This window comes from Streptomyces pathocidini (assembly GCF_001418495.1).
In the GTDB taxonomy this organism is placed as follows: Bacteria; Actinomycetota; Actinomycetes; order Streptomycetales; family Streptomycetaceae; genus Streptomyces; species Streptomyces pathocidini.
This window is the reverse complement of record NZ_LIQY01000028.1, coordinates 26,504-52,611: the sequence shown is the minus strand read 5'-3', so window position 1 is coordinate 52,611 and position 26,108 is coordinate 26,504. Positions and strand designations below refer to the sequence as shown.

Sequence of the window (26,108 nt, the reverse complement as noted above, 5' to 3'; positions counted from 1 at the left end):
CTGCCAGCGCATGGTCCACCGCTTGAGGCGGTTGCCCGTCGGGTCCAGGATCATCAGCGCCATGTGGATGCACTTGAGGGCTGCGGCGTCGATGGGTAAGTGTCCGCGGGCGCGGACACTTCCCCAACGAGGCCGCAGCCCTCAAGTGCATCCACATGGCGCTGATGAGCCTGGACCCGACGGGGAAGGGCCGCAAGCGGTGGACCATGCGCTGGAAGGCACCACTCAACGCGTTCCAGATCGCCTTCGAGGGCCGCCTGACCCCGAGCAACAACTGACCACTCAACAACCAAGATCAGCCGCTAAATTGACACACCCATCAGTGGCCGAACTGAAAAGGCTCAAGGCGGCGGTAGCCGAACAGCCAGGCAGTCGACCGTTCGATCTTCCAGCGATGGCGGCCGAGCCGTTCGCTCGATTCGATCCCCGGGCGTGCGATGCGCGGGATGAGTCCGCGCTCGCGGAGCCAGGCCAGGTTCTCGGCAGAGAAGTAGACTTGTCCGCACGGAGCTTGACCGGGCGGCGCCGGCGCGGCCCGGTCAGGGAGCGGACGGGGGATATCGCGCGGATCAGCGGCTTGAGAGCCAGGATGTTGTTCGTGTTTGCGGCCGATATCGCCACGGCCAGGGTGATGCCCTGGGCCTCGGACAGCACGTGCAGCTTGCTGCCCTTGTTGCTGCGATCGACCGGATTCGGCCCGGTCAGCGCACCCCCCTTTCGCCCGGACCGAGGCCGCGTCGACGATCGCCGAGGCCCAGTCCACTCACCGCGGGCCCCGAGTTCGTCCAGGACCGCGCGGTGCAGTCGCCGCCACAGGCCGGCCTCGGTCCACGCAGCGAACCGGCGGTGCGCGGTCACGGGCGAGACACTGAACGCCTCAGGTAGGTGCCGCCAGGCGCAAGCACTGGTCAAGCATACACGACCGCCGTGAACACGGCCCGCTCATCGCAGGGAACGGTGCCGCCGCCCTGCGGACGGACTTTGAACGACGGCAGCAACGGGGCAGCCAGTTCCCATAGGCCATCAGGAACCAACCGCTGCGACGATCGACACCACAACCGGCAATGATGCCGCACATCAGCACACCACCACGTGAGACATCCTCTAGCCTCGTGCTTTCGCGAGGTGGGGTGTCCGAGGCTTGATCAAATAAGCGGAGAGTGCTCCTGACCTGCAACGATGGGACTTGTCTAGGGTCCTGTTGGCTGCACGGGAAGAAACACTCTCCAGGTGGAGAAGTGTATCGGGTCGTACCCGCGTGTCCGCGTCGAGGGCGGCGGCCGGGCGGTGGTCTCGCAGGGCGGGGGTGTGCTGCTGGTCGAGACCGTCCGCAAGGCCGGCTTGGACGCCGCGATATCAGCGGCGCTGACGCCGTGGCGGAAGCCTCGTGCAGTGCACGATCCGGGCAAGATCCTGCTGGACGTGGCCCTGGCGGTCGCGCTGGGCGGGGACTGCCTCGCGGATGTCGCCATGCTGCGGGCCGAGCCGGCCGTGTTCGGGCCGGTGGCCTCCGACCCGACGGTCTCCCGCCTCATCGACACCCTCGCAGCTTCCGGGGAGAACGCCCTGCGGGCCATCCGTGCCGCGCGGGCTGAAGTCCGCCGACATGTTTGGCGGTTGGCCGACCGGGAAGCGCCTGACGTGGGCGGGACGGTGACCGTGGACCTCGACGGGGTGCTGGTGATCGCACACTCGGACAAGGAGGACGCCGCACCCACGTGGAAGCGAACCTACGGCCACCACCCGCTGATGGGGTTCGTCGACCACGGACCGGGCGGCACAGGTGAACCGGTCGCGGCACTGCTCAGACCAGGCAACGCGGGATCGAACACGGCCACCGACCACATCGCCGCCGCTCAACTGGCCTTGGCCCAGCTGCCGAAGAAGTACCGGCGTGGGCGTCGGACGTTGATCCGGACCGACTCCGCGGGCGGCACTCACGACTTCCTCGCCTGGCTCGCTCAGCGGGGACGGTGGCTGTCCTACCCGGTCGGCATGGTGATCACCGAGCAGGTCCACCAGCATGTGCTGAAGGTTCCGGCATCGGCCTGGACGGCGGCCGTCGAGACCGGCGGCGAGATCCGCGACGGCGCCTGGGTCGCCGAACTCACCGGCGACGTGGAGGGCCGGCCGAAGGGCATGCGGCTGATCGTCAGGAAGGAACGGCCGCACCCCGGGGCCCAGTTGCGGCTCACGGATGCGGACGGCATGCGGCTGACCTGTTTCGCCACCAGTACCTCGGGCCGGCCGATCGCCGAGCTCGAACTCCGCCACCGGCTGCGGGCCCGGGCCGAGGACCGCATCCGCGCCGCCCGGGCCACCGGCCTGCGCAACCTGCCCCTGCACCGCACGGCCCAGAACCGGATCTGGCTGGAGATCGTGCAGATCGCTCTCGACCTGCTGGCCTGGATGCCGATGCTCGCCCTGACCGGCAAGGCCCGCCTCTGGGAGCCCCGCCGAATACGGCTCCGCCTGTTCGCCGCGGCCGGACAGCTCGTGACCACCGGCCGTCGGCGAACCCTCCGCCTGGCCCAGCACTGGCCCTGGACCGGTCACATCACCGCAGCCCTCGACCGGCTCACCCACCTGCCCGACCCTGGCTGACCAGCCAATTCCCCCTCCCTTCGACAGCACCCCAACACCCGGAGCAGTGGAATCCGGCGCCATCCCGAGGCGACACTCGGGTCTTCGGCCTTCACAGCCTCAGCCCACGGCACGAAAACGGTCCACCGACTCCGTCGGCGGACCGTCACGAAACTTCGAGGCTAAGCGACAACTGGGAACTCTGTCACAGAATCACTCGTCCACATATATATTGGCATGGCTACCATTCCATGATATCAGTAAGATCGTTTTCGTATTCACCGCCAGGACCGATATCTTCCTCCGTCTCTTTCCAGTCATCCTCGGCCTCCTTCTGGGTTTCCATTTCTCTCCGAGTCTCCGTCACCTGCTTCTGTAGCCGCGCTTGCTCCTCGGGGTCGCCAGCCTCGCTTATCTGCCTTTCAAGTTCTCTGATTGTCCCCTCGTCCTTAACTTTGGCAGGGTCCTTAAGACTGTCCACGGTCTCTTGAATCTTGTCTTCAGGGATCTTCTTCGTGGTTTCATCTGAGTTTTTGAGTTCTTTATCGGCGCGCTTCTTAAATCGATCAAGCATTTCCCTTGTCCAGCCAACGCCACCCTTGAAGACGGTAATCAGCATCTGGATTCCGAATCCAAGACCTACCAACCCGCCGACCCAGAAGAATACCTGCTGTACGGTATCCTTCTGCTGTGGCGTAACGGAAGGGGGGAGGGAGTGTCCATCCGGATCGTCCGGCATCTCCCCTACTCTGCCGATGTAGCTGTACGTACCTTTCTTGTATGTTACACCCGAGGTAATATCATCTGTGATGTCATCCGGCAATGTGATGGTGCCTGAAAATATAGGTCCAGAATAGTCATCCGCACTCGAACCTTCGGGTTGATTCACTTGACTGAATACTATATTTCCAGAAAAATCATTGAGAGAACCTGCCCCACCCTCCCATTTAAGCGTGCCAGCAGAATAGTCAATGTCGATTAGCTCTGTCAGTCCGATGCTTACCTTCTTGAGATTGACGAGAAGTGGTGGGCCGAACTTCGGTAAGGCTGACGAAGTGGCGGCGGATTTTTCCCCCTCGGCTGGGCTGGCGCCCTTGGAACCGTCTCCGTTAGTTTTTTGAAGAGTAAGAGCGGTCTGCCCATATAGACCGGTCCAGAAGACGAGCTTCTGATTTCGCATCTTCTGGAAAGAAGCAACTACTTGCTCAGTAGTGCAGTCATACCCTTTCCCTTGCAGCCACTGATCCATAGCAGGCATATCTCCAGCGGTTGCCAATGCTTGATACTTTTTATACAGGGCTGTATCTTGGATCACATCCTGCACGAAACGATCTGATTGCAGGTTGGGCTTGGAGGCATTAACGTAGTCAATCCACCATTGCTCTTTGAGCAGCCTGAGAACATCCTCGGCTGTTGTGTTATATTTAGCAAGGAAGTTATCGAGGAGGGCAATTTTGTCATCTTTATTAATCTTGGGGTCTCGCGCTTTAGCTAGCTTCGCCTCCCATTTTCCCTTGAGGTCCTTATTTGTCTTTAGGCCGTTTAGGAAAATCACCGCATTTGCAGCGTGTAGCTCCTCCGGAGTGATATCGTCATCGCTTGCAGGCTGAGACAGTCTCTCGTTCATGAGAATAACCTCTATTGCTTTCGTAGTTTCTAAAGTTTCGATGAGTATCGGTCAAGCAGCCCGAGAGAATCTCACGCGGGCTCCTGCAGGTCCGTACGTGACAATCGGTCGGCATACCACCTTTGTCGCTCCAGGGCTGATTCAAAGTCCTGGTGCCGCTGCGAAGTTGCAGGTCACAGCGGTTGACGACAGCTGGTCGACCCTTCTCGTACACATCGAAGCTCCGGTTGGAGCGGGTGACCTCTTAAGTCGCCCTGCCGAACCGGAGCTTCGATGTGTCGTCAGTCTGCCAGCGTCTGCCTGATCAAGTCGCCCTCGCGTCAGCACCGCGCACTGCCGGGAGCGCCGCAGCGACTGACCACGGCCGATCCGCGGCACCGGCGCGCCATCGGACCTGTGTGAAGACCGGCAAACGCACCGCGAGACGGTCTACGTGCTGACCGATCTCACCAGCCGCCAGGCGTCCCCCGAACATCTCGCGATGATCGTGCGCTCGAAGTGGACCCTCGAGAACCAGCTCCACTTCGTCCACGACACCACCTTCACCGAGGACGCCTCGAAAGTCCGCACCGGCCACGGACCGGAGAGCATGGCCACCCTGCGGGGTTTATCATGATTTAGGCATTTTTGCCTAAAGGTTTTTGGTTGGTCTGACTGACCTACACCCGGCCGGGGGTGTGTCAATTTAGCGGCTGATCTTGGTTGTTGAGTGGTCAGTTGTTGCTCGGGGTCAGGCGGCCCTCGAAGGCGATCTGGAACGCGTTGAGTGGTGCCTTCCAGCGCATGGTCCACCGCTTGCGGCCCTTCCCCGTCGGGTCCAGGCTCATCAGCGCCATGTGGATGCACTTGAGGGCTGCGGCCTCGTTGGGGAAGTGTCCGCGGGCGCGGACGGCCTTGCGGATGCGGGCGTTAACGCTCTCGATCGCGTTCGTGCTGCAGATGACCTTGCGGATCTCGACGTCGAAGGAGAGGAAGGGCACGAACTCCGCCCAGGCGTCCGACCACAGCTTCACGATCGCCGGATACTTCCGGCCCCACGCTTCCTGGAACTCCCCGAACCGCTCCGTCGCCGCGTCCTCACTGGGTGCCGTGTAGACGGGCTTGAGGGCCTTGGCGACCTTGTCCCAGTCCTGACGGGCGGCATATCGGAACGAGTTCCGCAGCAGGTGAACCACACACGTCTGGACAATCGTGCGAGGCCAGACGGCCTCCGCGGCCTCGGGAAGACCCTTGAGTCCGTCGCAGACCAGCATCAGCACGTCGTCCAGGCCGCGGTTCTTCAGCTCGGTGAACACGTGCAGCCAGTACTTCGCACCCTCGCCACCGTCGCCGGCCCAGATGCCGAGGATGTCGCGGGTGCCGCCCACGGTCACCGCCATCACCACGTAGACCGGACGGTTCACGACCTGCCCGTCCCTGATCTTGACGTTGATGGCATCAACGAACAGGACCGGATAGACGCGGTCGAGCGGCCGGTTCTGCCACTCGGCCATGCCCTCCATCACTTTGTCGGTGATGGTGGAGACGGTCTGCTTGGAGACCTCGGCGCCGTAGACCTCGGCGAGGTGAGCCGATATCTCCCCGTGGGTAAGGCCCTTCACGGACAACGACAGCACCATCTCGTCGACGCCGGTCAAGCGCCACTGCCGCTTCTTGACGATCTGCGGCTCGAAGCTGCCGGCAGTGTCGCCAGGCACCTTCACTTCCACCGGCCCGACGTCGATCAGCACGGTCTTGGCGCGGGTGCCACAGCGGCTGTTGCCGTTGTTCTTGCCTGCCGGATCATGCTTCTCATAACCGAAGTGATCGGTGATCTCGCCTTCCAGGGCAGATTCCAAGACCCGCTTGGTCAGCTGCTGCAGCAGCCCACCCTGCCCGGTCAGCTACAGCCCCTCCGACCGGGCCCGCTCCACCAGCATCGCGACCAGCTGCTCGTCGGACACGGACGCAGGCTGCCCGGACTGGACGCTCTCGACAGGCTCCACGGTCTCCAACACCACGGCGATATCAGTCACTTGACGTCCCTCCCATGATCGTCGGATCCACCGTTAGATTTACTCCCCCTCGAGGCGTTCGCGGGCCTGGGCCGCGTGACGGCGGTATAGACCTGCTTGAGGTCGGCGGCCCGCTCGGGCCAGTCCCATCTCGAGGCGTACCGCAGGCTCGCCCGGATCAGGTGAACCGCGCATTGCTGGACCACGGTCTGGGGCCACACGTTCGCCACGGTGTCCGGCAGAGCGGTCAGACCGTCGCAGACCAGCATGAGGACGTCCTTCACGCCACGATTGCGCAGGTCGGTGAGGACCTGCTGCCAGAATTTGGCGCCCTCGCCGCCATCGCCGGCCCACAGGCCCAACGTCTCGCGGTAGCCTTCGGCGGTGACCGCGATGGCGACGTAGATCGGCCTGTTGGTGACCTGGCCTCATGGATCTTCACATGTATCGCGTCCACGAAGATCACTGGGTAGACCGGGTCGAGCGGGCGAGTGCGCCCACTCGTTCATCGAGTCCAGGGCCTTGTCAGTGATGGTGGAGATGGTCTCCTTCGAGGTCTTCATTCCGTAGACCTCCTCCAGGTGCGCGACGATCTCCCCGGAGGTCATTCCCCGGCATGATGCCACAGCACCTGTGCCTGTCCTCTTCGCCTGCTGGCTCTACCGGCCGCCCAATTCGCTCACGCTCTAAAGCTTTTTGAGGTACCTCATCGCTATGCCAGCTCCTATCTTTACGGGAAGCGCCTTACCTTTATAGGTATATTTACCAAGCTCTTGAAATGCTTTATAGGCATCATTTTGTGCATACTGAGACATTTTGGACACAGCGTCGCCCTCTTCCTGCGTGGACCATCGCCAATTGCGTGAGGCATTATCGGCAGCATCGTTTTTAGCGGCCTGTATTGATGCCACGGCCATTTCGAGGGATTTCGTTTCCGTTTGGGGGTGCTGGGCAAAGTCGGCAAATGTGTTCCAGCGTTCTTGTATCGAATTCTTTTCGTTGAGCATGTAGTTGATCAGAAGCCCCAGTCCGGTGGATTCACGCGGTTGGATGTTGTCATTAATTGCTGATAGATCTGCTTTTTTCCATGCGTCGAGTAGTTGTCCGGCTGACTGGAAGGCGAAATAAATTGCAGCATTCTTAAGAAGAAAGGGGAGTCCCTTTTTTAGCACCCACTTACCGACTTGATTGATCAGACCACGAACCATGCCTGGTTGCACATCAACATCTGTATCGATGTCGATATCAACGTCGATATCGACATCGATATCAACATCAACATCGATATCAATGTTCACGTTAATGTCGATATCAACATCTACGTCCACCACCGCCAGAAAGTCTACGTCGATATCGACATCGATATCAACATCGACGTCGACATCGACATCAACATCGACGTCAACATCGATATCGACATCGATATCGACATCGATATCGACGTCTACGTCGACATCCACGTTGATCGGATCGACGTCTTCTCCGATTGAACTTTCTGGTCCCGCGGTCTCTCCAGTTTTATTAGCCCACGCCCTTATACTGTCCACCAGCTTCGGGATATTATTTTTCAAGTATACGAGATCGCTTGCTATTGCTTTGAGTATGTGAACCGCCATATGGATATTCATGACGACAACCACCGTCATGAACGCTGTGTATGCCAAGTCATAGGTTGCGACGTACCAGGGAAAGGCGACTTGCTTATCTGGTTGCGCTATTAGCTTCTTTCCATCGCGGGTCCCCACAAAGGACAAGATGATTCGTTTATTGTTTTCATTTTCGCTAGATATGTCGCGCAATATGCCTGTTAAATAAATTCCCTTCTTTTGCGTAGCAGCTGGGGTTGTTAATTTGCTTCCTGCTAAAGTGAGATCGCTTGAGTCGCCACCGCTTGAGGGAGAGTAGGTAGCTTTTCCGTCTTCGATAGAGATTGTCCCGACTGGAGACGTCGGCAAGATGAACCCGTCTGTGCTGCTCTGAGGCTCGTAGCAATAATATGTACCAGGGAACGCGTAAAGAGAGTTGGTTGCCCAGTAGCTCACCAGGGTAAATGCTTCAATATCTACTCCCGGATACCCATTGGCGGAGAAAAATTCCGCCACTTTATCACTCAGCTTGTCAGTTGAGGTGTTGGTGATAACATCGTAGAATTTTAGCGATATGGGGTCATATGGTTGCGTGACATATGACTTATAGAAGTTCAGCGCTTGGTTGGTTGCTGGTTGAGCATTGGCTGATACCTGGATCTTTTGACTGTCGGGCATTAGATCTTCGACGACATGGGAAGAGAGTGGGAAGTCGTCGCTAGTTCGACATACCGCGATGCGCGCGCTGGCGTAGTGAGTTTTGAAGTCCTTGCTTTGCCCTGGGGCCACTGTGTCTACGTGGATATAGATTGGATAATAGCTGTGAGAGTCTAATGATGGCGGATTAGTGGGCGCCTTTGCTGTCGTAATATATACGGTTATTTCTTGTTGTGATCTATTTTCGACGCTGAATGGATACTGACCCTGGGGGTCCCATTCGTCAAATTTCACCAAATCTAGAACTTGCGTCAGTGATGTATAGTAGCCGGAACCGGATATGACGTTATCCAGGTACGACAGCCTATCTGGCCCGCTGGCATTCTTGCTTTGCTCTATCGCTTTTTTCCATTTATCTCGAAGTTTATTGTCAGTGCAGAGTGCATGCAAAAACCTGTAAGCTTCTTCGGTTTTTTGATCATTGTCGTCACTTTGAGATGCTGTAGCTGCTCCCATGTCACCCTCCATTTCTGCAGGCTGTGGAATTCGACTGGTTTAATTCCGCCTGTCGAGCTGTTGCACGATGGGTAATTCGAGTCTTGTGATACTGTCGCCATTCCGGAGAACGCAGAGAATTTTCACACGGTGGAGTGTGCGAGCACAGAACTAGATACAGCACTTACTCCAGCGGTAATTTACTATTATCGTTGGTCAGGTGCGGCAGGGCGACTCTGTTGCTTAATTCGGGTTCAGGCGGTGAGTTTGTAGGCGAGGCGTTCGAGGCGACTGGTGCGGACCCGGCGGAGGGGATGGTCGGTCCAGTGGGCGTCGAGCCGGATGATGTTGATCGCTGTGGCGGAGAAGGCGTGCTGGAGGCGGACTTTCGGCAGGCCGCGGTAGCGGGCCCGGCGCAGGCCGGTGATGTCCAAGGCCTGGTTGATGGTGCCCTCGATGCCCGCTCTGAGCGCGTACTTGTCCTTCCAGGTCTTGGTCTTCTGTTCCGTGCGGGCTCGTGCGAGGGCCTCGTGGGCTTCTTTCGGGCGGAGGGTGAGCATGCGGGAGCCGCGGGCTGAGGTGGTGCAGAGTTTCTGTGAGGGGCATGCCCAGGGTCTTTTGCATGATCGTGTTCTGTCCGGGTTCATCCGGTGAGGCCAAGCACGGAGGGCCTGTCGAACGCGCGGGTTGCGGATGATCTGGGTGTCTCGAGGGAGACGGTGCGTAAGTAGCGGTCCCGGTTCGTCGCGGACGGGCTGGAGGGCTTGGTGGACCGGCCGCGTTCGGGGGCGCCGTGGAAGATCACGGACGAGCAGGTCGAGACCCTGGTCGCCAGGACGCTCGGCCAGGCGCCGCCGACGGATGATTCGCACTGGTCGACGCGTTCGATGGCCGAGGCGGCAGGCATGTCGCAGTCAGCTGTGTCGCGGATCTGGCGGGCGTTCGGCCTCAAGCAGCACATCGTGGAGACCTGGAAGCTGTCGACCGACCCGCAGTTCGTGACCAAGGTCCGAGACGTGGTGGGCATGTATCTGTCCCCGCCGGAGAATGCCCTGGTTCTGGCGGTGGACGAGAAGTCACAGATCCAGGCCCTGGACCGGATGCGTCACCCCTGCTTCCATCTGCACTTCACCCCCACCTCGGCGTCCTGGCTCAACCTCATCGAGCGTTGGTTCGCCGAGCTGATGCCGCAAACTCCGCCGCTCAGCCCACCGAAGCGTCGTCGAACAGTCAGTATCGAGCTCGCCCGAGGCTTCCCGGCGGACCCGAAGCCGACTTGGCATGGCTTGGTGGCCTCCATCGCGCAGAGCACGTGGTAAGCACGGGTGAGGAGCTCGCGAGCAACGTAGAAGTCGATGTATCCCGGGCTCCGTTTCGCGACATGTGCGGCTTCGCACATGATCCAACGCAACCATGGGCACCCTGCTTGGAGATGTGACCATAACGCACGACACGGTCCACGCCTTGCGGTACACGATGCGGAGCTTGTCGGAGTGCAGTCGCAAGTTTTGTCAACCATCCTCCACTCGCTAACAAACACCCTCCTAAAGCTACCAGGAGATTCCCCCTATGAAAGATCTATCACTTCGTTCACTTCACCGGACTGCTCCAAAGACTTCTCATTCTCCTCTCGAATCTGCCGCTCCTTTTCTTCATGGATTCTCTTGCTGATAGCCTGGATCCTGTTCTGGATTGTCTCACCCTCCTCTGACGCCTTCTCCCATTCTTCGAGATCGTCGAACTCGCTAGCCAGTTGGGCTTTCATCTTACGCATTGAGTCTCCCACTGCGACGGCTATATCCAATTCAGACAGATCGCCGTCCAGAACACCCTCTGCGGGCACCTCGAAGTTGGCTACTTGAAGATCCACACGGCTTGGAATATCGCGACTCGAGACAATATCCCCATTCGGTGCCTGCTCCGTGTCTGCAGGATCTAGGAGATCCAAGCCCTCTAATCTCCTATTCAGTGCGTTAACACAGTTTCCCCAGGAGAACTCTCTAATCACTTCTCTAACCTTTTCAGCCTCCTCGTAGAATTTCAATGGGTCTGCCCCGAACGCCCTTATTGCCTCGGCCCAGCGTTTTGGCCCCTCCCTGCCATCATCAATGTCGGAATGCACCATGAAAGACTGTCCAATTTTTTCACCAGGATATCTGGGACTTACGTTAAATCTAATGAAGTTGGCAGTTTCGCTGAAGTCTGATACCAGCACAGGAGTGCCCCGACCGAGGGAATCAAGAGCGATCAGTCCAAAATCCGATTCGGAAGTAAGGGGGATAATTGCATGATACCGGCGAAGAAGGGGCTCAAGATTTTCAAAGTCAGCAGGTAATCCCAAACCTCGAACGTTACGAGCCAATCCACCGCCCACTAAGTCATTAGCCCAGTTCTCTACGACTCCTCTTTGGGATTCAGGGATTCCGGCTATATCAATTGTGAAGTTCAAATTCCTGATGGTTCCGAACGCACGCAGGCAATACTCGAGAGATGGAATATCCAGTCGCCCCGGTAATGTGATGAGAAAATTTAATGTATCTAGAGACGGTCGAGGATCCATACTCTCATAGTGAGACCCGGGAATGAGCGTGTGGGTCTCGGGCAAAGATCCCAGCCGGCATGCCATCCTGTACTGAAAAGAAACATTGTTACCTATACAGGCAACAATATCTGCTTCCGGGAGCGTCGCTGCAGCCAACTCATTGTATAGATTTCTTCCCGACGCAGACGATAACGGCTCATGAACTACGCATACATAGCGCGCTTCTGGATACCATCTTGACCGGCCCTGGAACGTTGCCATACCTACGTAATGACCCGATTCCGGAAAATCAAAAACTACGTCAAATGAGTTTGAAGCGGCCAGAAGATCGGCCGGAATGCTCTTCTGGGACATCCATTTGCTCGTAAGCTTCAAGTCGGGAGAGTTGTTCTTATTCGGCAGTAACGCAATCCGGCTCACTCCTTGATAGTCGTACCGTAACTGCGCAAGTGTCGCGTTATATTCTCGCTCTGATATATATGTTTCCCCCTCTGTCAATTTGCGATACGGAACCGTTGCGAGAAGGGTAACCCTGTCGCCCGAGAATGCTAGCTGGCGAATGAAGCTCCTGGTAAACTCTGGGTAGTCACCCACATCACGTCGGAGCGATGCGATCGAGATAAGCACTTGCCTCATCTGAAACCTCCAGCTTGAATTCAATCCTGCAAATCGTTAAGCTCCATCCATTATCGAGATTCTCGAACTTCCAGAAGTTTATCCGTTCAGGTTTACGCAATAGTTAACTATGACACCCATGCGAGCGAGTTTAACGAGCATTCCGATTACGTTGAGACTGCTATGTAGCTCTTGAACATCGATGAACGGTGGGTAATCCTCCACTCCTCCCGGGATTGCCGAAACAGTCACCTCGCCACCACCTAAAGGATAGTCCGGCCCTTCCGGGAATACGATATGCCCACAAATACAGGGTAGACCACCTCCCGCGACGTAGGGGTGGCTGAAGAAGAGGCGGCCCGACGTCTCGTTTAGCCCAGACGAAGAATCCCACACGACAGAAGCAGAACTACCATTAAAATCAAAATCAATAATCTTCTCATCGTCAATGATAAGGGAATCGCGATAGACTATTATCTGTCCCTCTGATGCGGGCAGGCTTCCGTCCTTTCTGTACGTAGTGTTCCCGTACACTTCTGCCCAACGTGAAATATTCGGTTCGAGGGAGTTTCCCAGAGCGGTAGCAAACTGAGCTACGCTGGTTCCGTATCCGTTCTCATCCAAGAAACTAGAGAATCTGTCAAGCGAGGTTCCTCCGCCCGATCCTACGCTTGAAGCTTTAGCCTTCTGCAGTTCCTCCAAAACTAAGTACCGAAATTTCTCTCGAAGCTTGCCCGAACTCTGCAGTTCCTGAACGGCTCGAAGCGCCTCAGCATCGGGTCTGCATCGATTTTCCACTGACACTAAAGCGGTATTTACATTGGAAAAATCTGTATTGAGCTCTTGAATGCTAAGGTATCGGGAAATCAATCTGCTAGCCTCGCTCCTCTTGCCCATGCGTGCTAGTTCTAGCGCATTGCCACATAGCCGATTCCACTCAGCACGTATATCTCGGTCGACTTGTATACGGTGTGCCAAATATGTCGCGGCCTCGTTGCCGTTCATACTTTCCCTTCCATCTCCTGAGGGACACGTCTGATCAGTGAGCTCTCCTCATTGTGAATAGCTGCAGGTCAGCAGCGTGTCGATGGCCAGCACGATTGTGCTGATACGGTGGGTGGAACATGACGCTCGGCAGCGTCACCACCCGCACCTGTGGCAACCCCGCGTCAGCCTGGCGGGCGTCGGTTGGCCCGCCGAAGAACGTCCGGTTCACCTCGCTGGCCAGCACGAACCCGTCCACCGCGGCCAACCGCATCCCTGCCAGAACGACCCGCCCTAACCATCCGGGGCCACCGCCCCGCCAATGCGGCGGAGAAACGCATCCAGTACCTCAGGCCCCAGCCGCTGCCGCTGCCGCTGCCGTGTCCTGGTGAACGAGACCCGGCTCGGTACCGACTCGTGCATCCCAGTCCAGGGCCCCGACCAGGTTTTCCGCGATGTCGTCATACAAGTCCTGGGCGAACAGCGCCAGCCCGAGCGTGAAGTAGACCATGAACCTTCGCGACAGGGCGCCCTGGCTTCACCCCGTCCCGGCCGCACTCGGCCACCACCTCATCCACCAACTCCGGCGTCACCCAGCCGGTCAGCTGAAGGCGTTATCGTCCTCCAGCTCACGCACTCGGCGTTCCAGTTCAGCGATCCGGGCGCGGTCGTGCGCTTCCCGCGTGTCGGGCGTGTTTCCCCGGATCCGTTCTTTCTCACGCCGCACCCAGGTACGGACGGTTTCCGGAACCAGGCCGAAATCACGTGCCACCTTCGCCGGGGTGGCACCGGTCTCAAAGGACCGCTTTCACGACTTCGGCTCGCAACTCGGGTGAATACTTCCGGTACTTCCTCGACAACGCCTCTTCCTTCCGGACTTTCTCGAACCCTACGTGACTCTGTGTCCGTCAGGCTCGGGGCACCTCAGTTCCCAGAGCCTCGCCTGGCCGGTCAGGGCAAGCATGGGCATCCAGGCCAGCAGGTCGAGTGCGATCTGGACGATCTCCAGCCAGACCTTGTTCTGTGCGGTGTCGTGCAGGGGCAGGTTCCGCAGGCCAGTCGCCCGGGCGGCCCGGATCCGGTCTTCCGCGCGGGCCCGCAGCCGGTGTCGGAGCTCGAGTTCGGCGATCGGACGGGCGGCGGTATTGGTTGCGAAGCAGGTGATCCGCATGCCGTCCGCGTCGGTGATCCTCAACTAGGCTCCGGGGTGGGGTCGTTCCTTGCGGACGATCAGCCGTATGCCCTTCGGCCAGTCATCCAGCAGGTCCCCGGTCAGTTCGGCAGGGTGGTTCAGGAGGTTGGTTCGACGGGTTCGAGGGACCATTTCTGCCGAGTGTGTTTGGCGGGGTTCTTTGTCTGCAGGGTGAGGGTGGCGCCGTCCTGCTTGCTGTCGTCGTTGCCGATGGCCAGGCCGCTCGTTACCTCTACGAGGTAGACGGTGTTGTCTGTGTCATCGAGTTCGATCCGCCATTTTTGGGGTCGCTTGTCGTCGCGGTCCCACTGGACGACAGTTGTGCCTTCGCCGGGCTTGTCCCCGGCGTCGAGGACCTTGGCCCTGGCCATGCTGGTGATCACGTATGTTCCATCGTCAGTGGCGATGAGTTTCCAATTCTGCCAGGGATTTCCGTTGGGTTCCCATTGCACTACGTGTTCGCCGTTGTCCTGCCCGTCGCGTCGTATGTCGATAGCCTTGCCGTTCGCTCTGTTGGTGAGGAGCACGGTGACCTGGTCGAGCGGGTCAGTCATGCGCAGGCGCCAGGTCTGGGTTTGGGCGTTGGTTACATTGCGTTGGACCACGGCCGCGCCTTCCTCCTTGCTGGCGAGGTCGAGTGCCATGCCAGTGGCGGAGTTGACCAGACGGAACAGGTCACCGTTCGCCGGCTTGAGGAGCCAGCGTTGCCACGGCTTGCCGTCACGTTCCCACTGCACGACCGGCTCGCCGTCCACGGGGCTGTTCTTGCCGTCCAGTACCTTGTCGCTGGCGAGGTTCACCACGACGTAGGTGTTGTGCTCCGCGCGTTCGAGGTGCCATTGCTGAAACTTGCCGCGGTGCCCGCCCCACATGATGATCGCTGCCCCGTTGCCCGCGGCATTCTTGTTCTCCGCGACCTGTCCGTTCGCGGCGTTGACCAGTTGCAGTGGCGTCTCTTTTCCGGTGAACCACCGGTCGGGCACGTGGCCTGCCTCTTTGACGGAGTTCCAGAAGGCCATCCCTTCGTCGTAGGGGCGGAGTAGCGGTGTGCACTCTTCGTCCTGTGTGTCGGTGGATCCGTCGGTCTGTGCAGGAGAGGAGACCGAGCCACAGGAGGCGAATTGGCGCCACGGCTGCTGGGACCAGGCGGCGTGTTCGGGTGGGAATCCGGCGAGCTGCGGCTGACCGCTGCTCGCGCGCAGGCCGCTGTAGCGATCCCGGTCATACGCAGCGTTGCTCTCGCCGGGTTGGGCAACCCCGAAGCTGACCTCCTCCCACTCCATGATCTGGTCGTACCGGAAGCCGCCCATGGCCGCGTACTCGTGCTCGGAGGCCCGGTTGTAGAAGCCGCCTAGGGTGCCGGCCACGTCCACGAAGTTCGGCGTGGCGTGCACCCGATACAAGTAGCCGTTGCCGTTGAAACGCTCCGTGATCCGACGCAGCGCGTAGTCCCGATCGGTCGTTGTGCCGACATAACCCGAGTCGTACCGGCTCGCCCCCGACGCAGTTCCCTGGACGTGCGAGTACAAGCTCAGGTTGGGCGGCGGCTGATCAGGACGCGTCCCATCCATCCCCTTAGGGAAAACCGCCCCGTCCTTCTCGATTTCGCTGGGAGGTAACGAAGAAGCATGCCACACCCACTGCGGTGGATCCCCCGGATCATCATCGGCACGCACCACGACATCGGCAACCGAAAGGCTGCAATCCTCTTCGCCGCGACGGTTCCCATCGTTCATCTAAAACCCTCCGAAATCACCAAAGAAACATTTCACAATAAGAAACTGGGCGTACGCGATCGACCTGATACTGCTGTCCGAATCGGCAGTCGCACCATGCGTCTACGCCGGTGTGCGCATGCGCTGGGCGGGCGAGAGTGCTGGCCGCCTCGGAGTTGCGTAACCTTCGCGGGGCCGGAAGACGCTGCGGTCCTTGCCCTGCCCCTCTCGCTTCTCTCGGCACCACGATGGCGCAGGCCATAGCGACCGTCCTGGAGCGTCTGGCTGGTCCAGGACGGTCGCCGGCGGTCGTGAAAGGCAGTGAGAAACGTGGGGAAGGGTCCACCTTTTCCTGCGGTTTGAGCCGGGATTCGCCGCATCATCCGCACGGCGAATGCGATTGAGCCGGTCAACGCCCGGACCCGCCAGTCGGGTTCACGGCGCGCGATCCCGTCATGAGACCGTGCCGTGAACCCGACCGGCCCCTGGATTGGCCACGGGGTGATGTCACGCCGTGGGCGAGACGGTCTCCGTCCGGCCCGGTGGGCGTCCCTTGTGCGTGTCCGCCAGCGGGCACGATTCGCAGCCAGGCCTACGTTGCCAGGGTCTCCCCCATCTGTGCGGGCCGGGACCGGCCCGCACCCACGTGCGGGGGTGCGCCGGTGGCCGGGGTTACATGCGGGGCAGGAGAGAACGGCAGAAGCTGTGAGGGAGCCAGGGTGCCACCGGTGAGGTGAAGGCGGTGGTGGCGGCGGCGAGCGTCTCCGGCCGGTGTGCGTGGATCCGGCCGGCTCCGGCCAGTTCCGTCAGTGTGGTGCCGCCGAGGTAGGCGGAGCCGAGTGCGGAGATGCCCAGGGTGAGGTCGGGGGCATCGTGGCTCCGCGTGCATACAGCGCCGAGTTGGTCGCCGGTGAGGCGCCAACGGCCCCGGTTCCAGGGAGCTTGGGCGTCCTCGATCTCCAGGACGAGCCCGGCGCCGACCTGCTCCCCGCGCACCGTCACCTTGGTGTGCGGCGGCGAGAACGCCACCGCGTTCTCCACGAGTTCGGCGATCAGGTGGGTGATGTCGGCGACGGCGGTGCCGGAGAGCCGTACCTCCGGAACGCCCCGGACCTCCACCCGCGGGAAGTCCTCGACCTCGGCGACGGCGGCCCGTACGACGTCCAGCAGCGGCACGGGGTTGCGCCAGCCGCGGCCGGGGGCGGCGCCGGAGAGGATGATCAGGCTCTCGGCGTGCCGCCGCATGCGGGTGGTGAGGTGGTCGAGGCGGAACAGGTCCTCGAGGTCCGTGGGGTCCTCGGTGCGCCGCTCCATGGTGTCGAGCAGCCCGAGCTGGCGGTGCAGCAGGACCTGGCTGCGGCGCGCCAGGTTCACGTACACGCCGGAGATTCCACTGAGGACCTCGGCGCGCTCGGCGGCGGCCGTCAGGGCCGCCCGGTGCACGGCGTCCAGGGCGGCGCCGACCTGGCCCACCTCGTCGTCGCCGTGCTTGCGCACCGGCGCCTCGGCGTCGATGTCGACGTCCTCGCCCGCGTGCAACCGGCGCATGGTGCGCGGCAGTTCGCGCCCGGCGAGCTGGAGCGCGGAGTTCCGCAGCTCGACCAGCTCGACGACCAAGCCGCGGCCGATCCGGACCGAGATGAACAGCGAGAGCAGTACGCCGGCGAGGCCGAGGACGACCGCAAGGCCGGAGCCACCGAGCACGTCGAGACTGAAGGTGTCCGCCCCCGCGGCGGCCGCGGTGCTGGCGCCCGCCTCGGCCCGGCTCAGGTCCTGGGCGACGGTTCGGTTGGCGTCGCTCCACCGCGCGGCCGGTACGGCCGTGGGGGCGGCGGAGCCGGCCCGCAGCACGGCGTCCTCCGCGCTGCGCAGGTCCTGGTACGCCTCGCTGGCGAGGACCTTGCGGTAGGCGTCGGCGTCCTCGGGGCGCAGGTCGTCCACGGCGGAGCCGAAGGTCATCCGCTGGGCCTGGACGGCTCCGGCGAACCGGGTGTGGTCCGCCGCGCTCATCCGGCCCGCCGCCTGCGCGGCGCCCAGCAGGGCGTCCTCGCGGGCGATGAGCTCGCGGGCCTGCTGGAGCTCCAGCACGACCCGGGTCTCGGAGGAGACCTCGGTGTTCTGGACGGAGGTCAGCGCGCCGGAGACGGCGAAGGCGTGGTCGACGGTCTCGGTGTACGCGGTGAAGGTCCGCTCCCGGTCGGCCCCGCGGGCGTCGACCTGCTTGCGCGTCTCGGCGAGCCGGTCGGCGTCGTTCATCAGCCGGTCGATGCGGCCCGGCAGGTCGGGGTCGATCGCCGGGGCGTCCGTGGAGCCGGCGTTGACCCCGTCGCGCAGCGCGACCGCCGCGGCGTCGGTGCCCTTGCGGCGGTCGTCGTAGGCGGCCTTGCGGTCGGTGCTGGGGGCCGCCAGGTACCGGACAGCGGCGGCGCGTTCGCCCTGAACGGCGGTGACGTACCCGCCGACCGGGGCCAGCAGCGTGGCGTTGACCTCCTTGAGCCGGTCCACCTCGGAGACGCTGCGCGCCGTGGTGACCGTGGCGAAGGCCCAGAGGGCCATCAGGGAGATGACGGGGACCATCAGCAGCGAGACGATCTTCGCTCGGACGGTCCGGGGACGGAACCGGTCGGGCAGCAGGAGCCAGGGGCCGACGCCGGGCCGGCTCTGGGGTCTCAGGGCGTGCCGGGGCCCGCTGCCGGGCGGGGAAGTCTGGCCGCCGGCCCCACCGCGGGCCGGCGTGTCCGTTGCTCGCATGTGTTCCTCGTTGGGTGGGAGTTCGATGGGGGTCGGTTGGCGGAGGCGGGGTGACGTTGCGTCCGGCGCGCGGCCGGCGGCCGGTGACGACCGGTCAGGCGAAGTCGGAGTCAAGGGCTGCTATCCGATGGGGAGTTCGGCCTCGCGGAGCGGGGTGGAGGCGGCCTCGGAGGCCGCCTTCTCACGGGCGGTCGGGGACAGCGCGACGAAGGCGGAGGTGAGGAAGAGGAAGGAGCCGAGGACGACGGCGAGCGGGAAGATGAACTCCATGGCCGTCGCGCCGGACAACGGTGCGCGGCTGGGCGCCAGTTCGATGCCGACGGCGGCCATGCCGGTGTAGTGCATGCTGCTGACGGCGAGGCCCATCACCAGCGAGGCGACGGCCGCGCCGGAGGTGCCGCGGACGGTAAGTGCCGCCCACAGGGCGGCCGTTGCGGCGCCGACGGCGATCGCGACGGACAGGCCGACCAGCGCTATGTCGTAGGTGACGGTGCCGTGCAGGTTCAGCGCGGCCATGCCGAGGTAGTGCATGGCGGCCACGCCGAGTCCGGTGCCGAGACCGCCCAGCAGCAGGGAACGGGACCGGATGCGGCCGTACCCCACCGTGAAGATGCCCGCGCCAGTCACCGCCATGGCGATCAGCAGGCCGAGGACGGTGAACGGAATGTCGTAGCGGATCGCGGTGCCGGACACGCCGAATCCGAGCATCGCGATGAAGTGCATGGTCCAGATGCCGGAGCCGATGGCGATGGACGCCGTCAGCAGCCAGTTGCGGCGGGAGGCGCCGGTGGCCGCGAGCGCCCGGACGGTGCAGCGGAGTCCGAGGGCGCCGCCGACGCTCGCCATGGCGTACGCCAGGAGGGGCGAGACCCACCCGGCGCTGAAGTGGTGTATGTGACCCACGGCGATTCCTTTCGTATTCGCTTCGCGGCGTGGGACGTTAACACGAAGGCAGGGTACGGGAATTCGGCCGCGCGGCTCACTGAGGGTTTCCCTACCAGCCAGTTATGTGTTGGATAAACTGGACTTAATCCACGAGTTAAGGACGCCGAGGTGGGCGAGACGGGCGAGTAACCCCCTTGTGGAACCAGGACCTTGAAAACCCGTCCGTCGCGAAAAATGACGAACATCACCAGCGCACGACGGACATGGCCGCTGGAACGCGCCATACCCGCCGAACCTGACAGTGCGACCGGTAAGGCCCGGTTGACGGACAGAGCGGATGGAGCCGACACAGCGACCGAATCGCCCGGAGCCCCGCCGCGGCGCCCGCGGCCGTCACCCGAGTGGCGGGCCCCGTATCGCCTCGGCCTCGTTCTGGGGGCTTAATCCCAAATACGCCGGATTTCCCTCGAAGCGGCCCGCAGGACGCCGCTCCGGCGCAGGAGATACGACATGCGAGCTGGACGAATACGCGCGGCGGTGCTCCTGGCGGGCGCCGGCCTCGGTCTGGCGGGTGCCGGCCTCGGCCTGGCCGCCCCGGCGGCCCTCGCCGCACCCGATCCGAACATCACCTCCTTCGGCTTCGACATCTCCCCCAAGTCCGTCAAACCCGGCGGCTCGGTCACCCTGCACGTCACCGAGTGCGACCGCGGCGCCACGGCCTCCTCCGGTGTCTTCGACACCGTGCGGCTCCGGCCGTCCGACGGCGGCGAGCACTCCGGCACCGCCCGCGTCGACGAGGACGCCAGGCCCGGCGCCGTGTACGACGTGACCTTCACCTGCGGCAAGGAAGCCGGCACCACCTCCCTCAAGATCCTCGACCGGCACGGCTCCGGTACGGGCCCGACCAGCCCGGACCGGCCCGGCAAGGGCACCAGGGGCGGCCTCGGCGGCAGCGTCACGGAGGCCAACCCCGCGCAGATCGCGGGCGGCGCCACCCTGCTCGCCCTGGCGGTCAGCGGTGTGGTGATCTCGCTGCGCCGCCGCCGCGCCCACGACGGCTGATCTCCGCGTCCCCCCACGTCCGCGACCGCCCTCCCCGCCGCACGTGGCGGGGAGGGCGGCGACTGCGGTTGTGTCCGTCCTGAGCAGGATCGATTCTGTTAGTAATGAATCCGGGCTGGGTTGGTGCCATGAGCGCGTGGGACGCGGCCGGCGGCGTCGATTTCCGCGGTCCCCTCGATGTCACCCGGGCGGCCACGGCGGTGCTCGACGCCCAGGACGTGGTCATCGGGTGGAGCCCCGCGGCCGAGGAGCTCCTGGGCTACCCGCCGGAGGAGATCATCGGGCAGCACGTGGACACCCTGCTCGTCGGCCGGCCGACCCCCGAGGCCGCCCTCCCCGGCTTCATCGAGCCGCCCGAGGACAGCGGAGCCTGCCACAGCGAAGCCCGGATAGCGCGCCACCGCGACGGCCAGGTGATCCAGGTGGCGGTCATGGTCTGCGAGCTGGCCGCCGGCGGCAACGGCGCCACCCGCGTCATGGTGACCGCCCCGCTGGAGCGGCTGCGCCACTGGGAGTCGCACCAGGCGATGCTGCACGGCCTGGCCACCCAGTCCCCCGTCGCCCTGGCGATCTACGACCCGGAGCTGCGCGTCGCGTGGACCAACGCCAAGTACGCGGAGGAGATCGGCCGGCCGCTGGAGGAGTACGTCGGGCAGCACGCCGAAGAGCTGTACCCGGACGGCGAGTTCCTCTCCCACGACTACCCTGCGACCCTCGGCGAGGTCATGCGCTACGTGCTGGCCACCGGGGAGCCCGTGGTCGACCTCCACTACCGCGGCCGCCCGCCCGCCGACCGCGAGCACGAGCACTTCTGGGCCTGCTCCTACTACCGGCTCCAGGACGCCCGCGGCCACGTGCTGGGCATCTGCGAGGACGCCTTCGACATCAGCGACCGCTACCGCACCCTCCACCGCCTCGAACTGCTCGTCCGCGCGGGCAGCAGCATCGGCACCACGCTCGGCATGGCCGAGACCGCTCGGGAGATGGCCGAGGTCGCGGTCCCGCAGTTCGCCGACGCGGTCACCGTCGACCTGGTGGCCGGAGTGCTGGAGGGAGAGGAGCCGCACCCGGGAGGCGAGCCCGTGCGCGTACTGATGCGGATGGCCAGGCGCTCCGAGGGACCACCGCCCGAAGGCGCCGAACCCCCGGCGGAGGAGCGGGAGCCGACGGAGGAAGTGGAGGGGAAGGAGCGGGAGCCGTACCGCATCGGCTACGCCGACGCCTCCCCGCAGGGCCGCTGCCTGGCCTCCGGCCGCACCGTCCTGGCCGACGGCACGCTCGTCGTCCCGCTGCGCGCCCGCGGCACGACCCTGGGGCTCGTCACCTTCCTGCGCGCCACCAACCCCTCCCCCTTCGACAGCGGTGAACTCGCCCTGGCCGACGAGTTGGTGGCCCGTACGGCGGTGTGTCTGGACAACGCGCGCCGCTACACGCGTGAGCGGGCGGCGGCGCTCACGCTCCAGCGGAATCTGCTGCCGCGCCATCTGCCGCGGCAGTCGGCGGTCGAGGTGGCGTACCGCTATCTGCCCACCGACAGCCGGGCGGGCGTGGGCGGCGACTGGTTCGACGTGATCGGGCTGTCCGGCACGCGCGTCGGGCTGGTCGTGGGCGATGTGGTCGGGCACGGCGTCAACGCGGCGGCGACCATGGGCCGGCTGCGCACGACCGTACGCGCCCTGGCGCGCCTGGACCTTCCCCCCGACGAACTCCTCGCCCGGCTGGACGACTTGGTGGGGCAGGGCGCGGAGGAGCGGGCCGCGGCGAACCCGACGGGGGGCCTGGGCCCCGAGGACGACGTGGCCACCGGCGTGACCTGCCTCTACGCGGTGTACGACCCGGTGTCGCGGAAGTGCACCATGGCCCGGGCCGCCCACCCCCCGCCGGCGATCGTCGGCCCGGACGGCACGCTGTCCTTCCCTGACCTCCCGCCGGGCCCGCCACTGGGCCTGGGCGGGCTGCCCTTCGAGTCGGCGGAGGTCGAACTGCCCGAGGGCAGCCTGGTCGCGCTGTTCACGGATGGTCTGGTGGAGTCACGGGAGCAGGACGTGGACGTGGGCCTGGCGACGCTGGGCGGGGTGCTCACCGACGGCGGCGACTCGCTGGAGGAGGTGTGCGACCGGGCGCTCGCCGAGCTGCTGCCCGGCGGCCCGGCCGCGGACGACGCGGCCCTGCTCCTGGTCCGCACCCGCGAGCTGGGCGCGGAGCGGGTGGCAGTGTGGGAGCTGCCCGACGAGCCCGCGGGCGTGGCGAAGGCCCGCGACCTGGCGTCGGGGCGGCTGCGCGAATGGGGCCTGGAGCAGCTGGCGTTCACCACCGAGCTCGTGGTCAGCGAGCTGGTGACCAACGCGATCCGGTACGCCGCCGGGCCCGTGCACCTGCGGCTGATCCGCGACCGGACGCTACTGTGCGAGGTCTCGGACGCGGGCCACACCTCGCCGCACCTGCGCTACAGCGCCAGTGACGACGAGGGCGGGCGCGGGCTGTTCATCGTGGCCCAGATCGTGCAGCGGTGGGGGACGCGCTACACGCCCTCGGGGAAGACCATCTGGACCGAGCAGGCCTTCCCCGACAGGGACCCGAACCCTCCCTACCTCGCGTTCTGACCCATCCGGCGGCGCGCGCCTACTCGACCCTCAACTCCCTTACCCCGGCGGGCTTCCCGGGATCGGCGGCCCGCACCACCACCCGTACGTACCGGGCCCGGACCGGCTCGCTCAGCGCGCCGTCCTTCCCCGTCTCCACCGTCCGCCAGTGGCGGCCGTCGGCCGAGACCTCCAGGCGGTACGCGGAGGGGCGGACGGCGGTCCACTCGGGGGCGATCCGCTCGACGCGGACGGTACTGCCGAGGTCGGCGGTCAGGCTGCCGCTCGCCCCGTCGGGGACCCAGGCCGTGGCCGGGCTGCCGTCCACCGCCGCGTACGCGTACCCGCCGGGCTGCTCGGAGTCCGCGCGGGCGGTGCGGCAGCGGGCCAGGTCGTCGGTGGGCGCGAGGTCCGGGCGGCGGGTCTCCACCACGGCGGGGGCTCCCCGGCTCAGCGTGCGGCTGCCCTGCGGGGTCTCCAGTTCCAGGGGATCGCCGCCGGTCAGGCGCACGGTGGTGGTGCGGGGGCCCACCTCGATGTCGAGCGTCCTGCCCTGCCGGCGCACGCCCCTGAGCCTGACCCCGTCCTTCAGCTGCGGCGGCAGCATGGGGTCGAGGTGGAGGCGGTCGGCGCGCCAGCGCAGGCCCGCCAGGCCGTTGACGAAGACCTGGAGGAAGCCGCCCTTGCCGGTGATGAAGTCCTGTGCGGGCGAGCCCGCGAGCGGGTCCTCGGCACCCGCCTTCTCGCCGCGCGACTCGGAGAACAGCGCGAACGGGCCGCGGACGAACGGCGCGATGGAGCGCATGAGATACGTGTACGTGACGCAGCCGGGCTCGCCGATGGCCGCCGCGTCGATGGCGTGCACCGAGTCCGTCATGGCCGGGCCCTCGGGGTCGGTGCGCGCGGCGTAGTAGTCGAGGGTGCTGGCGGCGGCCCGCCGCGGCATGGGCCATTCGAGCGGGTACATCAGCAGGACGGTGTCCGCCTGCTTGATCAGCGAGCCTCGGTAGCCCGCGTACTGCAGGAAGACCTGCTGCTCCTTGTCGTACGGGATGCGCAGCCTGTCGGCGATTGCGGTCCACTCGGCGGGGGCCTGGCGGCCGAGGAGTCCGGCGGCGCGGGTGGCGTTGCGGAGGGCGGTGGCGGCGCCCGCGTTGGTGAAGACGGCGTCGTCGACGCCGTTGCTGTACTCGTCCGGGCCCGCGACGTCGTCGATGGAGTAGCTGCCGTCCGCGTGGGCGGTCACGCGCCCGGCCCAGAACTCGGCGATGCCCTTGAGGATCGGCCAGCCGCGGGTGCGCAGCCAGGCGGTGTCGCCGGTGGCCTCGTAGTACTGCCAGACGGCCAGTGCGATGTCGCTCTGGAGGTGGTTCTGGGTGCGGCAGTGCGGCGGGTCCCAGCTGTGGCACTCCTTCCACAGCGCGCCGTCGGCGCCGCTGGTCCAGGAGTAGAACAGGCCGGGGTAGCCGAGCTTCTCGGCGTTGGCGCGGGCTGCGGTACGGGTGCGGTAGCGGTAGTCGACGACCGTGCGGGCGAGGTCCGGGTCGAAGGCGAGGAGGCTGGGGAACATCCAGGTCTCGGCGTCCCAGAAGACCTCCCCCGCGTAGTCGTCGCTGCTCAGCCCGGTGGGCGCCAGGCTGTTGGCGGCGCCGCGGCGGGCCGCGGTCAGCAGCCCGTACCGTGCGGAGCGCACCCAGGCCTGGAGCTCGGGCTGCCCGGGGACCTCGATGTCGCCGCGCCACAGCTGGTCCCACGCGGCGGCGTTGGCCTCGAACAGCGCGTCCCAGCCGCGGTCGGCGGCGCGCTGGGAGGCCGCGACGGCGGACTTCTCGGGGGCGCCGGAGGTGAGGTCGGTGTCGACGCCGACGTACTTGGTGAGCTCGTACGAGCGCCCGGCGCGCACGGGGAACACCATCCGCTGACTGATAGTCAATTTCTGTGCAGCCGAGTCCTGTTGGTCTCGGCTGTCGCCGATCCCCGCCCCCTCCCGCAGGGTGGAGGCGACGGCTCCGTTCTGCCGTGTGCCGTCGGTGCGGAACGCGACGTCGACGGTGCGGTCGCCGGGCCGGGGGCCGCCGCCGGTCTGGGCGATGCGGCGGGCGCCGCGGCCGTCGATCAGGTCGGTGACGGTGGCGTCCCCGCTCCAGCGCGGGGTCATCCGCAGGCGGACGGCGCCCACGTGCTGGTCGGTGCGGTCGGTCAGCACGTCGTACACCAGGTCCGTGGCGCGGCCGCCGGCGGTGGTCCAGGTCAGGGAGGTGCGGACGAGCCCGCAGCGGAGGAAGAGGGTCTGCCGGTAGTCCGAGACGCGCGCGGCCGGGGTGGTGGGGGTGAAGGTGTCGCCGCCGGTGGAGACGGTCAGCCCGCTCCAGTTGGGGAGCGCGGCGATGGCCTGGAGGTTCTTGGCGGTCTCCGGGTTGTTGGCGTAGAGCCCGGAGACGAGGGAGCCGTCGTAGCGCGGGGTGTAGAGCGGAAAGCCGGTCTTCTTGTCCTCGCCCCAGCCGACGTACCCGGCGCCGCCCGGCGGTACGCGCTGCCCGAGGTAGCCGTTGCCGACGTAGGCGTGGTTGGTGTCACCGGGGTCAATCCGCGGGGAGCTGAGAGCCCATCCGGGGTCCCGGGGGTGGCCTTCGGCAGGGCAGGGCGCGGCGCTCTCCCGGGCGCCGGTGCCGGGGGCAGTGGGAGCGGCGGAAGCGGCGGGGTCCGGCCCGTCGGCGGCGGAGGGCGCGGGTGTACCGGCGACGAGGACGGCGGCCAGGAGGGTGGCGGCCGGCTGCGGGGAGCACTTCATGGCTACTCCGTGCCAGCTTCGGATGGGTTTGAGTGACCATGAAGAGC

The 26,108-nt window shown here is 64.3% G+C and carries 14 protein-coding genes and 6 pseudogenes; 6 read left to right on the top strand and 14 right to left on the bottom strand.

The genetic code is table 11. The features are described 5' to 3' along the window. Positions 1-98 precede the first annotated feature (98 nt). Together AOK16_RS25045 and AOK16_RS02085 are read left to right on the top strand one after the other, a co-directional pair. Positions 99-278 (top strand): annotated as a pseudogene (locus tag AOK16_RS25045) (IS256 family transposase); the annotation flags it as partial. Positions 279-1,230: 952 nt separating this feature from the next. Next, a complete protein-coding gene (locus tag AOK16_RS02085) occupies positions 1,231-2,604 on the top strand; it encodes an IS1380 family transposase (RefSeq protein WP_055470475.1) in 1,374 nt (457 codons plus the stop codon). A 220-nt stretch (positions 2,605-2,824) separates the two neighbouring features. Here AOK16_RS02085 and AOK16_RS26965 read toward each other — a convergent pair whose 3' ends face one another. Next, positions 2,825-4,210 (bottom strand): hypothetical protein, encoded by a 1,386-nt coding sequence (locus tag AOK16_RS26965; protein ID WP_157859068.1) that lies wholly within the window; start codon positions 4,208-4,210, stop codon positions 2,825-2,827. 433 nt (positions 4,211-4,643) lie between these two features. Here AOK16_RS26965 and AOK16_RS02075 point away from each other — a divergent pair, with 433 nt between their 5' ends. Continuing rightward, complete coding sequence (locus tag AOK16_RS02075; RefSeq protein ID WP_055470473.1) at positions 4,644-4,826, top strand: DDE transposase family protein; 183 nt, start codon at positions 4,644-4,646, stop codon at positions 4,824-4,826. A gap of 97 nt (positions 4,827-4,923) precedes the next feature. Here AOK16_RS02075 and AOK16_RS02070 read toward each other — a convergent pair. The 4 genes and pseudogenes from AOK16_RS02070 to AOK16_RS02050 all read right to left on the bottom strand — a co-directional run bounded on the left by AOK16_RS02070 (position 4,924) and on the right by AOK16_RS02050 (position 9,589). Beyond that, positions 4,924-6,207: pseudogene (locus AOK16_RS02070) on the bottom strand (IS256 family transposase). A 14-nt stretch (positions 6,208-6,221) separates the two neighbouring features. Then, positions 6,222-6,812 (bottom strand): annotated as a pseudogene (locus AOK16_RS27570) (IS256 family transposase). Between the two features lie 78 nt (positions 6,813-6,890). Beyond that, positions 6,891-8,975 (bottom strand): hypothetical protein, encoded by a 2,085-nt coding sequence (locus AOK16_RS27365; protein WP_169790847.1) that lies wholly within the window; start codon positions 8,973-8,975, stop codon positions 6,891-6,893. Between the two features lie 221 nt (positions 8,976-9,196). Next, the gene (locus tag AOK16_RS02050) at positions 9,197-9,589 is read right to left on the bottom strand and encodes a transposase (RefSeq protein WP_079100961.1); all 393 of its coding nucleotides are present in this window, start codon (positions 9,587-9,589) and stop codon (positions 9,197-9,199) included. 84 nt (positions 9,590-9,673) lie between these two features. On the opposite strand from AOK16_RS02050, the pseudogene AOK16_RS02045 reads away from it, so the two are divergent. Further along, positions 9,674-10,163, top strand: a pseudogene (locus tag AOK16_RS02045) (helix-turn-helix domain-containing protein); the annotation flags it as partial. 346 nt (positions 10,164-10,509) lie between these two features. Here the strand turns inward: AOK16_RS02045 and AOK16_RS26955 are convergent. The 8 genes and pseudogenes from AOK16_RS26955 to AOK16_RS02015 form a co-directional block, all read right to left on the bottom strand. After that, a complete protein-coding gene (locus tag AOK16_RS26955) occupies positions 10,510-12,111 on the bottom strand; it encodes a glycosyltransferase family protein (RefSeq protein ID WP_157859065.1) in 1,602 nt (533 codons plus the stop codon). Between the two features lie 87 nt (positions 12,112-12,198). Then, positions 12,199-12,996 carry a hypothetical protein gene (locus tag AOK16_RS26950; RefSeq protein ID WP_157859064.1) on the bottom strand — a complete coding sequence of 266 codons (798 nt, stop codon included), beginning with the start codon at positions 12,994-12,996 and terminating at the stop codon, positions 12,199-12,201. A 436-nt stretch (positions 12,997-13,432) separates the two neighbouring features. Further along, complete coding sequence (locus tag AOK16_RS25030) at positions 13,433-13,609, bottom strand: transposase domain-containing protein (RefSeq protein WP_276202462.1); 177 nt, start codon at positions 13,607-13,609, stop codon at positions 13,433-13,435. A 75-nt stretch (positions 13,610-13,684) separates the two neighbouring features. Beyond that, positions 13,685-13,879, bottom strand: a pseudogene (locus tag AOK16_RS25025) (transposase); the annotation flags it as partial. Between the two features lie 126 nt (positions 13,880-14,005). Next, a pseudogene (locus AOK16_RS02030) lies at positions 14,006-14,365 on the bottom strand (transposase); the annotation flags it as partial. Between the two features lie 8 nt (positions 14,366-14,373). Continuing rightward, the gene (locus AOK16_RS02025; RefSeq protein WP_079100958.1) at positions 14,374-16,011 is read right to left on the bottom strand and encodes an enterotoxin A family protein; all 1,638 of its coding nucleotides are present in this window, start codon (positions 16,009-16,011) and stop codon (positions 14,374-14,376) included. 651 nt (positions 16,012-16,662) lie between these two features. Further along, the gene (locus tag AOK16_RS02020; RefSeq protein ID WP_055470463.1) at positions 16,663-18,741 is read right to left on the bottom strand and encodes an ATP-binding protein; all 2,079 of its coding nucleotides are present in this window, start codon (positions 18,739-18,741) and stop codon (positions 16,663-16,665) included. A 120-nt stretch (positions 18,742-18,861) separates the two neighbouring features. Then, positions 18,862-19,644, bottom strand: coding sequence for an MHYT domain-containing protein (locus AOK16_RS02015; RefSeq protein ID WP_055470462.1), 783 nt, complete (start codon positions 19,642-19,644; stop codon positions 18,862-18,864). Positions 19,645-20,136: 492 nt separating this feature from the next. On the opposite strand from AOK16_RS02015, the gene AOK16_RS02010 reads away from it, so the two are divergent. Continuing rightward, positions 20,137-20,688 carry a hypothetical protein gene (locus tag AOK16_RS02010; RefSeq protein ID WP_079100957.1) on the top strand — a complete coding sequence of 184 codons (552 nt, stop codon included), beginning with the start codon at positions 20,137-20,139 and terminating at the stop codon, positions 20,686-20,688. Between the two features lie 128 nt (positions 20,689-20,816). Further along, positions 20,817-23,291, top strand: coding sequence for a SpoIIE family protein phosphatase (locus AOK16_RS02005; RefSeq protein WP_055470460.1), 2,475 nt, complete (start codon positions 20,817-20,819; stop codon positions 23,289-23,291). A 19-nt stretch (positions 23,292-23,310) separates the two neighbouring features. Here the strand turns inward: AOK16_RS02005 and AOK16_RS02000 are convergent, their stop codons facing one another. Next, positions 23,311-26,061 (bottom strand): discoidin domain-containing protein, encoded by a 2,751-nt coding sequence (locus AOK16_RS02000; protein ID WP_055470459.1) that lies wholly within the window; start codon positions 26,059-26,061, stop codon positions 23,311-23,313. Positions 26,062-26,108: the final 47 nt, after the last annotated feature.